This window comes from Actinomycetota bacterium (genome assembly GCA_035536535.1).
Taxonomy (GTDB): domain Bacteria; phylum Actinomycetota; class JAICYB01; order JAICYB01; family JAICYB01; genus DATLNZ01.
Map to the genome: position 1 here is coordinate 34,980 of DATLNZ010000038.1, position 9,707 is coordinate 44,686.

The window sequence follows — 9,707 nt, forward strand, 5'->3', positions numbered from 1 at the left end:
GACACAAAGCCGTGGGAGTTGCTTCATTCTAGGCTGCGGAAGGCAGGTGATAAGCAACCGACCGTGCCCCCTCACGACCGCGTCCCCAAGCTCGTCCTGATCGTCCCGGTGCTGACTGCCGTGCTGGCGCTTCTGAACATGTCCGTGCCCCGGGTCTGGATAGGACCGGGAAGTGCCGTCGAGGTCAAGGAGCTGGTGCGCATCTCGGGCGCCCAGGAGTACCGGACCCCCGGCAAGCTGCTCCTGACGACCGTGCACCTCGTGTACCCGCCCAGCCTGGCCATGGCAATCAAGGGATGGCTGGACCCTTTGGTCGATCTCCCGCCGAGCGAGCTGTACTACCCGGAGGACGTCGACCCGCAGGAGGTCAACCGCGGCGCCAGGCAGGACCTCCAGAACTCAAAGCTCGTCGCCTCGGCCGCGGCGCTGACGCGGCTGGGCTACCCCGTCGTCCTGGAGGGGGCCGACGTGCTCGTGAGCGGGATCCCTGCGCAGTCCCCGGCCACGGGCGTGCTGCGACGCGGCGACTTCATCCTGGCCGTGGGCGGCCACAGGGTGTGCGGGGCGGAGGAGCTGCGCTTTGAGATGTCCCAGGCGACTCCCGGGGAGCCGGTGGCGCTCCAGGTTCGCCGGGACGGACGCGACATCAACGTCACGGCCGGGACCGTCCCGGACCCCGAGAACGAGCGGCGAGCGGTGCTCGGCGTGGAGCTGGCGCCTCAGGGACAGGTCCGAATACAGCTGCCGTTCAAGGTGGAGATCGAGCAGGGCGACATAGGCGGTCCGTCGGCGGGACTGGTCTTCGCGCTGTCGATCACGGACCTGTTGCAGGACGGTGACCTGTCCGGCGGACGGGCGGTCGCCGGAACGGGGACGATCGGGTGTGGCGGGCAGGTCGGCCTGGTGGGTGGGGTGAAGCAGAAGGTGACGGCGGCCGAGAAGTCGGGGGCCGAGCTGTTTCTCGTCCCCCAGGATGAGTTCGAGGACGCCTGCAAGTGGGCCAAGCGAATCCGGATCGTCCCGGTGAACAGGCTGGACGAGGCCGTCCGGGTTCTGCAGGACCCCGCCGCGGCCAAGGCCAGGAGCTGTCGCTAGATGCGGCAGTCAGTCGCTTTGCCGCTCCACTTCTCGATCGAGTTCCTCGGTGTGGCCGCCTACGCCGGAGTGGTGGCGTGGGCGGTGCAGTCGCGGCGGGTAATGGTCGCCGCCGGCTGCGTGGCGCTGCTCGGCTCCCAGGTGATCCATGCGGCTCAGCTCGTGGAGTCGGAGGGCCACCCGGTCGTGGTCCTGCTCCGCGCGGCCGGACTGGCCGTGATCGCGCTGGGCCTTCATCAGGAGAGGCGGCGGGAGCTCGCCGAGGCGGTGAGGTCCGGTGCCATCGTCGCGCCGCGCGAGGCCGCGGGGGCCCGTTTCACCGCCGTCTCGCGCCGCGCCCTGGGGGAGGCCGTAGGTGCCGTTGGCCGGATCGCCCGCCGGGGTGGACGCGAAAAGGTCGCTCCCCCGGCAACTGATGGATCCGAACCCGACGAGTCGCCGGTTCCCGCGGTAGCCGCTGGTGCCGTGGGCCTTTCGCTGCTGTCCGCGCCCGCCGCGGCCTTGGCGGCATTCAAGGGCGGCCATCTCGACGACGGAAAGCTGTGGCGTACGGGGTGGCTCGTGGTCGCCGCCTCCGAATTGTGGCTGGCGGTGGGTGGCACCAGGGCGGAGCCGCTGACTCGCGACCTGGTTCCCCACGTCATCCGGGTGGCGGCCTTCGCCGTCATCGGCGTCTGGGCGTGGCGGAGGTCCCGAAGGTCGCTACAGCTCAGGATGGTCTCGGCCTTCTCGCTCGTGCTGGTCGTCGTGGTGGTGGTGGTCGTCGGAGCGGTGGCGCGGGTGGTCGCGTCGCGCCTGGAGGATGACCAGCTTGACCGCATCACCCAGTCGGTGCGCACGGAGCAGACGCTGTTCGTCCGCACAAACGAGGAGATGCGAGGCGACGCGGTGGCGGTCGCGACCTTTGTGGCCACGCGCCGGCCCGGAGAGGACATCTCGGGCGCCTTCGCCGGACTGCTCACCGGCGTCTACAAGGACGCCGACCTGATGATCCTGCTGCAGCCGGGCGGCGTCGTCGGCGCCGAAGCCGGCGTGGAGGGCGACGAGCAGGACCTCGCGGCGCGTTCGCCGGCGGCAGAGGCCGCGCTGGCCCGGGGTGAGGTCCCGCTGCCGTCGGTCGAGACGGAACCAGGACGGGTGCTGGTGCTCGCTTCGGCCCCGGTTTTCGGCCCCGGCGCTCCGACGCCGTCCAACGTCCGGGGGGCGGTCCTGCTCGGGCGGCGCGTGGGGGCCGAAGACCTGATCGCATCGACGTCGCCGGGCGGCACGGCCGCCGGGCTGTCCGCCGCGATCATCGGGTCCGGGGGCCAGGTCATCGCGTCCACCGGACAGCTGCGCGATGTGGTGCTGCCCGAGGCGGGCCGCCGGGCCCTGTCCGGCCCCGCCGCGGTCTGGCGTGGCCGGCTGGAGTCGCGCGACCAGACCTTTCTTGTGGGGGCCGTCCCGCTCACGGGAGCAGGAGCGGCCAACGTGTCGCTGCTTCTCGCAGCCCCCGAGTCGAGGCTGGTCGGCACGACGCTGGCGGTGGCGCGGGCGCTTTTCATCGCCGTTCTCGCATCGGCTCTCGTGGCGATCCTGATCGGGCTGTGGCTGGGCTCCCGTCTGGCGCGGCCGGTCCTGCGGCTGGCCGATACGGCGAGAAGGGTGGAGGAGGGTGATCTCGAGGCGCGGCCCGATGTCAGGTCCGAAGACGAGATCGGGACTCTCGCCCGCAGGTTCGGCGACATGACGACGGCACTTCGGGACACCATTTCGGCGGAGCAGAGCACCCGGCGGCGATCGGAGGCGATCGTCGAAGGGATGGGCGACGGGCTGTCGGCCGTGGACGCGGACTTCAACATCCTGTCGTTCAACCCGGCGGCCGAGGCGATTGCCGGGGTAGCGGCGTCGGCGGCCGTGGGGCGCAAGTGTTTCGACGTCTACGGGCATCTGACGTCGGGGCGCGACGGACGTCCGATGTGCGATTCGGTGTGCCCGCTGCGGCACGGGGGAGGCCGGGAGGACGTCGAGCTCGGCGCGCGCGACGGACGCCGGCTGTCCCTGTCGGTGACCTGCTCGCCGCTGCGCGACGCAGAGGGGACCCTCATCGGTGGTGTGGACCTGCTGCGCGACGTCACTCCCGAAGTGGAGGCCGAGAGGACGAAGGCGGCCGTCATCCGCAACGTGTCCCACGAGCTGCGCACGCCTCTGACCCCGATTCTGGGCTACGCGAGGATCCACGAGCGCAACCCGCTGCCGCGACAGCGGGTGGTGTCGGACATGCGCACGATCGCCGAGGAAGCCCGCAAGATCCAGCGGTTCGTCAACATCCTGGTGGACCTCGCAGCGATGGACGCCGGCAGGATGAGCGTGCACCCGGCCCCCGTGCGGCCGTCCGAGATCGTCAAGGACGCGGTGAAGCGGTGGTCCGATCGCGCTCCCGGCCGAGTTCGCGGGCAGGCTGCCGCGTCACTGCCCGAGGTGGACGCCGACGAGACCCTCATCGGGCGCGCGCTGGACGAGTTGATCGACAACGCAGTCAAGTTCGCGGTCGCCGGACGTCCCGTGGTGGTGCGGGCGACACAGAGCGGCCGGCGTATCGAGGTGTCGGTGACGGACCGGGGGCCGGGCATCGAGCGAAGCACGCTTCCGTCTCTCATGCAGGACTTCTCGCAGGGCGACGCGTCGGACACCCGTGCGGCCGGAGGCATGGGTATCGGCCTTCCGTTCGTGCGCCGGGTGGTGGAGGCTCACGGGACGAAGCTGCGGGTCCAATCGGTTCCGGGTCTGGGATCCACCTTCTCTTTCTCTCTTCCGGTGGTCCCCAAGTCGCGCCGTCCGAAGTCCGCCGCGGCGGCCAAGGGACGCGGGTGATCAGGGTCGCCAACGGCAGCCGCCTAGCCCGCGCACCGGCCGACCCGCTATCGTTACGGCGGATGCGACGACCAGCCAGGTGCCCGTGATCGGGCAACAAATCCCGCGAGCCTCCCGTCCCGCCGGGCGCCGCCGGTGGACGCTCATCGGGACCATCGCCTTTTTGTTGTTCATCTCCTTCGGCTCGCTCGTCCGCTTCTACACGGACCTTCTGTGGTTCGACGAGCTCGACTTCACGAGCGTGTTCTGGACGACCCTCAAGGCGCGAGCCGGACTGGGCGCGCTCGCGGGTATCGCATCCGGACTGTTCGTGCTCGTAAACCTGGAGCTGGCGTACAGGGCCGCTCCCAGGTACTCGGTGGTCCCCAGACAGGCAACCGCGCAGTACAGGACGCTGTTCCGAGCGAACGCCCGCCGGTTCCACCTGGCTGCCAGCGCGGCCATCGCCGTGATGATCGGGCTTTCGATGGCCCCGGCCTGGCAGAGGTTCCTTCTGTGGCGAAACGCGCAGCCGTTTGGAACGCGTGACGCGATCTTCCGAAAAGACATCTCGTTTTACGTGTTCGACATCCCGTTCCAGAGGATGGTGCTGTCCCTGGCCCTCGGGGTCCTTTTGTTGTCACTGATGGTCTCGGCGGTCGCGCATCTGTTCAACGGGTCGATCGAGCCGAGCGGCAACGGCGTCCAGGTCAGCCCCGTGGTGAAGCTGCATCTGTCCGTCCTGCTTGCGCTGGTCGCGCTGCTCAAGGCCTGGGGCTACGTCCTGGCGCAGTATGAGCTGGTCTACTCGCCCCGCGGCATCGTCGACGGTGCGTCGTACACCGACGTCCACGCGCAGCTGCCCGCGTTGCGCCTGCTGGCCGTCATCGCCGTCGTCGCGGCAGTCATCTTCTTCCTCAACGTCAGGTTCCGCGGGTGGCTGCTGCCTGCCGCCGCCATTGTCCTGTGGGCCCTTTCGGCGGTGATCATCGGAAGGGCCATCCCATGGGGCGTGCAGAGGTTCACGGTGTCGCCCGACGAGGAACGCAAGGAGGCCAGGTTCATCAGCAACAACATCAAGGCCACCCGGGCGGCCTTTGAGCTGGACAAGATCTCGCTCAGCAACTTCCCCGCCAACCAGAGTCTCAACGAGCAGGTGCTGGCCTCGAACCGGGCCACGGTGGAGAACCTGCGGATCTGGGACCCCGACCCGCTTCTTGCTTCGTTCCAGAGCCGACAGTCTCTCCGCCAGTACTACGAGTTCCATGACGTCGACATCGACCGCTATTCCATCGACGGCAGGACGCGGCAGGTCCTGGTGTCGCCTCGGGAGATCGACCCCTCAAACGATCCCCGGGCCCAGACGTGGGCGAACCGCCACCTGACCTACACCCACGGATACGGGCTGGTGGGCGCCGCCGCCAACTCCGCTCCCAATGGGCTTCCGGAGCTTCTGGTCCAGGACCTGCCCCCCCAGGGCCCACCTCAGCTCACGCCCAAACAGGCCGGCATCTACTTCGGCGAGGAGCTCCAGGGCCACGTGGTCGTCCGCACCAAGAACCGGGAGATCGACTACGAGGGCGACAAGGGGCTCGTTCGGTCGACCTACGGCGGCAAGGGCGGCATCCCCCTTTCAGGTCCGCTGCGCAAACTTGCGTTCTCGGCCCGGTTCGGCGACACGAACCTGCTGATCTCCGACCTGATCACCCCGCAGTCGCGGGTGATGATGCACCGCGACGTGCTGGAGCGTGCCCAGACCGTGGCGCCGTTCCTGCGTTTCGACCGCGACCCATACGTCGTGGCGGCCGACGACCGCATTCACTGGATTCTGGACGCGTACACCGAGACCTCGCGATACCCCAACGCGCAGCACGTGGACCTCGCTCCGTTGTTCCCGCAGGACGCCGGCGAGGAGGGGTCACGTCCGTCGACAAGGGGACACTTCGGCAAGGTCAACTACATGCGCAACTCCGTCAAGGTGGTGATCGACGCCTACGACGGCACGATGCGCCTGTATGTGATCGACCCCGGGGATCCGATCATCGCTGCCTACCAGTCGGCCTTCCCGGACCTTTTCACGCAGGGCAGCAAGATGCCGGCTTCCATCCGCGCGCACCTTCGCTACCCCGAGGACCTGTTCAAGGTCCAGGCGAGCCAGTACAGCCTGTATCACGAGACGGACCCGGGCCGGTTTTACACCCGGGATGACGCATGGCAGGTGGCGTCGGATCCGTCCCGGTCCGACAACAACACCCAGTTCCCGATGGACCCGTACTACGTGCTCATGACGCTTCCGGGCGAGCAGGAGCCCGAGTTCCTGCTCATGGTGCCGTTCTCACCGCTGAACAAACGCAACCTGAACGGCTGGGTGGCGGCGAGGTCCGACACGCGTCCCGACGGCACCGGGTACGGGGAGATAGTGGGCTTTTCTTTCCCGCGCAACGTGCCGGTGGACGCCCCTGTCAACGTCGCTGCGGCAATCGAGCAGGACGACGTCGTGTCCGCCCAGAAGAGCCTGTGGAGCAGGTCGGGGTCCAACGTGCTTGAAGGCAACCTGTTCGTGATTCCGATCGGCGAGTCGCTGATCTACGTCCGGTCGATGTACCTCAGGGCCGAAAAGGCGGCGATCCCGGAACTCGAACGTGTCGTGGTCGTCTACGGCGGCCGGGTCGGCTTCGGGAAAACGCTGCAGGAGTCGCTGAACCAGGTCATTACCGGAGCGCCCCCGCCACCGGTGGAAGATCCGGGACAGGAGCAGCCCCCGGAGGGACAGCCCTCGCCACCTCCTGCGCCCTCGGGGGACGTCGCCGGACTCCTGCGCCAGGCCGTCGACCACCACCGCGCCGCCGACGAGGCCCTCAAGAGAGGCGATCTATCCACGTACCAGCGCGAGAACGAAGCGGCGCGCCGGGCCGTGGAGGAGGCCAGCCGCCGTCAGGGCGGCGACGGCTGACGACGCACTAGCCCCGGGTCGCAGCCCTCAGCGGCTGATCCTACAGGTCGCCAGCCCCTTCTTCTCCAGGTACCGCTGGTGGTACTCCTCCGCGGAGAAGAACACGGGGGCCCGCTCGACGTGCGTGACGACCGGCTTCGGGAAGCGCTCCTGAGCGCGCTGGACAGATGCCCGCGCGGCAGCTTCCTGCTCGGGGGAGTGGAAGAAGATCACCGAACGGTACTGGCTGCCGACGTCGGGTCCCTGGCGGTTGAGCGTGGTCGGATCGTGGACCTTCCAGAAGGTCTCGAGCAGCTCGTCGTATGACACCTTCTGGGGGTCGAACTGCACCTCGACGACCTCGGCGTGGCCTGTGCGGTCCGTGCAGACCTCCTGGTAGGTCGGGTTCTGGGTGGCCCCGCCGGCGTACCCCACGGCGGTGTCGATGACGCCCTCCACGTTGCGGAACTCCGCCTCGACCCCCCAAAAGCAACCCGCACCGAATGTCGCCTTCTCCAAAGTGGCCTCCATGTCGTCGCCTGACGACCAGTCTCTCACGACCCTCGGGCCGTGGAGCTCGCTGCGCACGCGTCGATGGCGGCTCTCGAAGCCTCGCGTAGGTCGTCCGCGTGGTCTCTCGAGCATCCGATCGCCGTGAGTCCGACCCGGCCGTCGATCTGAAGCCCGGTGAACATGTGGAGCACCACGCCCGTCCCGCTTCCGTGGTTGTAGGACAGGTCCGCCCGTGAGACGGCCTCGATCACGTCCGTGGCGGGGAGGTCCAGCCACGCGTCATCCACGAGGTTGTCGGTCGACACGTAGAAGCGCGGCGTGCCGTCCGGCGCCATCCAGCATCCGGACCCGGTGTCGTAGCGCCCGGTGACGAGGTTGCGCAGGACCGCGTACGGGTGGGTCGTGCCTCCCTTGCGCAGGTTGATCTCGAGTGCGTACACGCTCCAGCGCCCACCGGCGTCGCGGGCTGCCGCGAAGTCGACGCTCAGGCGTCCGATCGCGCCTCTGCCGGCGAGCTCGCGTCCCAGCGCCGCACCATGAGCGGCTATCTCCGCGGCGTATCCGGGGTCGGCGGGGAACCGGCAGCCCATGTACACCTGGCCGTCCTCGCCACCGAGGAGCTGCTCGTGAGTGGACAGCACCGAGACCTCCCCAAACGGAGAGATGTCCACCTGGACGCTCGGGCTGGCGAAGGCCTCTCCGGTCACCAGCTCCTCGACGACCGAACCCAGCCGGAGGTCCCTCAGGTACCAGTCGGGAAGAGCCTCCACCGTCTCCCGGAGGCCCGACTCGTCTTCACCGCGGAACCGCAGCACCACGTTGCCGTCACCCGCTCCGCTGTTGTCGTGCTTGATGACCACTCCGGACGCCTGGGGACGGGAAGCCCTGAGGGAGGTCACCGCGGCGACGACATCGTCCACCGTGCGCACGTCCTCGCATCCGAAGGGGGCCGGGACCCCGGCGGCGGCGAACAGCTTGCGTCCGGCGCTCTTGTACCCCAGCGGCCACAGGGCGGGATCGGTGCCGTTGATCGGCACCCCGAGCTGCGTCGCCACGCAGACCTCGTCGCCCGTCACGTTCCACGGCTCGATGAGAGCCGGACGTCCCCCGACCCACCCCCGCAGCTCCTCCATCAGGTCCTTGCGGCGCAGGAGCTTGGTCGCGACGGCTTGGGCCGAGGAGTCCGGCACGACCATCACCCGGAAGCGCCTGCGGACGTCCTGGCGCCTGTCCGGCGGAACCAGCGAGCAGTAGTAGTCGATCACCTCGTCGCTGGGGGCCTCGGACGTCAGAAAGACCATCTCGCACCCGGGGATCCGGTCGAGCATCAAAAAGGCGACGAGGAACCGGTGCTCCAGCGAGGCGATTCGATCGGCGTAGTGCGACAGAAGCGACTCCCCGATGCTGTAGGAGGGGAGCACGATCAGGACGTGGTTGGTCTCCACCCCCGGCTTGTTGAGGCTCCAGGCGGCGCCGAGCTTCGCCTGGACCTCGGAGAAGGCGGCGTCGCTGCCGTCCCCGGTGTCGGCGTGCTCGTGGCTTTCCCCGTCAATGCGCACTCAGCGCCTCCCGTTTCAGGTGCACGTCCCTCACAACCGTGGACACTTGACCATGCCCGTGGAAAGGAGTCCATGATGGGCGACCCGGGGGTCAGGACGTGAGGCAAGGGGAGTGGCGGACGCGTGGCTGGTGACTTCGACTACGACAGACACGGCCGGGACTACTCCACGCACAGGCGCACCGACCCGCGCATCGCGGCACTGGTCCACCAGGCGCTGGACGGCGCGCGGACCGTACTCAACGTCGGCGCCGGCGCAGGTTCCTATGAGCCGGCCGACCGGTACGTGCTGTCGATCGAACCCTCGGCCGCCATGCGGGCTCAGCGTCCGCCGCACCTCGCGCCCGCAATCCGTGGTGTCGCGGAAACCCTGCCGCTGGACGACCGGTCCGTCGACGCGTCTATGGCCTTGGTCACCGTTCACCAGTGGGGCGACGTCGAGGCCGGCCTGCGGGAGATGCGTCGCGTCACGCGCGGGAATGTCGCCATTCTGACGTTCGACCCGGAGGCGCTCGACCGTTTCTGGCTGGCCGAGTACTCGCCCGAGTTGATCGAGGCCGAGCGGCACCGGTACCCGGCGATCGGCCGCATCCTTGCTGTTCTGGGCGGCGAGTCCGATGTCTCCGTCGTGCCCATCCCCGCTGACTGCGTCGACGGCTTCACCGAGGCTTTCTACGCACGGCCCGAACGGCTCCTTGATCCTGAGGTGCGAGGCGGGCAGTCGGCGTGGGGTTTCGTGGCCGAGGAGGCGCAGGCGCGGTTTGTGTCCCGGCTAAG

General features: G+C 68.7%; 6 protein-coding genes. 4 read left to right on the top strand and 2 right to left on the bottom strand.

The window, feature by feature from the left end:
• Positions 1–63 precede the first annotated feature (63 nt).
• The 3 genes from VNE62_02825 (at position 64) to VNE62_02835 (ending at position 6,880) form a co-directional block, all read left to right on the top strand.
• The gene (locus VNE62_02825) at positions 64–1,095 is read left to right on the top strand and encodes a S16 family serine protease (protein HVE91222.1); all 1,032 of its coding nucleotides are present in this window, start codon (positions 64–66) and stop codon (positions 1,093–1,095) included.
• Positions 1,096–3,948, top strand: coding sequence for an ATP-binding protein (locus VNE62_02830; GenBank protein HVE91223.1), 2,853 nt, complete (start codon positions 1,096–1,098; stop codon positions 3,946–3,948).
• 79 nt (positions 3,949–4,027) lie between these two features.
• The gene (locus VNE62_02835; GenBank protein ID HVE91224.1) at positions 4,028–6,880 is read left to right on the top strand and encodes a UPF0182 family protein; all 2,853 of its coding nucleotides are present in this window, start codon (positions 4,028–4,030) and stop codon (positions 6,878–6,880) included.
• A 27-nt stretch (positions 6,881–6,907) separates the two neighbouring features.
• Here VNE62_02835 and msrA read toward each other — a convergent pair whose 3' ends face one another.
• Together msrA and VNE62_02845 are read right to left on the bottom strand one after the other, a co-directional pair.
• On the bottom strand, positions 6,908–7,390 hold the full coding sequence (gene msrA, locus VNE62_02840; GenBank protein HVE91225.1) for a peptide-methionine (S)-S-oxide reductase MsrA: 483 nt from the start codon (positions 7,388–7,390) through the stop codon (positions 6,908–6,910).
• A 23-nt stretch (positions 7,391–7,413) separates the two neighbouring features.
• Positions 7,414–8,931: a peptide ligase PGM1-related protein gene (locus VNE62_02845; protein HVE91226.1), complete on the bottom strand. Its 1,518-nt coding sequence runs from the start codon at positions 8,929–8,931 to the stop codon at positions 7,414–7,416.
• A 123-nt stretch (positions 8,932–9,054) separates the two neighbouring features.
• Here VNE62_02845 and VNE62_02850 point away from each other — a divergent pair.
• Positions 9,055–9,707: methyltransferase domain-containing protein (locus VNE62_02850; GenBank protein ID HVE91227.1), on the top strand; the 653-nt coding region annotated here is incomplete at its 3' end.

Excerpts from the sequence above, each read along its gene's own strand:
- msrA (HVE91225.1), bottom strand. The coding sequence starts at position 7,390 with ATGGAGGCCACTTTGGAGAAGGCGACATTCGGTGCGGGTTGCTTTTGG.
- VNE62_02830 (HVE91223.1), top strand. The coding sequence starts at position 1,096 with ATGCGGCAGTCAGTCGCTTTGCCGCTCCACTTCTCGATCGAGTTCCTC.